Source organism: Halalkalibacter flavus, assembly GCF_036663575.1.
GTDB lineage: Bacteria > Bacillota > Bacilli > Bacillales > Bacillaceae_D > Halalkalibacter > Halalkalibacter flavus.
The window spans coordinates 1-259 of sequence record NZ_JAWRVK010000291.1; the positions used below are offsets into that span (position 1 = coordinate 1).

General features: G+C 45.9%; 1 protein-coding gene. It reads left to right on the forward strand.

What is annotated here, in order from left to right; genetic code table 11:
• Positions 1-259 (forward strand): LPS assembly protein LptD (gene lptD / locus SAY88_RS25230; protein WP_332635177.1); only part of this gene is annotated, 259 nt, incomplete at both ends.

The following is a 259-nucleotide window of genomic DNA, read 5'->3' on the forward strand; positions in this document are numbered from 1 at the left end:
TAACCTCGCTGTAGAACAGTTGGATGAAGACGTAAACCGCACCATTCCTGAAGTGCGAGTACATGGCAAAATTAACTTTGAGCGCTTTACTGAATACTTCGATGAGAACTATCGCCAAACTTTAGAGCCGCAGTTTCAATATCTGTACGTTGGCCACCGCGATCAGTCCAATATTGGTATTTACGATTCCGCTGAACTGCAACAGTATTACATCGGCTTATTCCGTGATCGCCGTTACTCCGGCCTTGACCGGATTGCT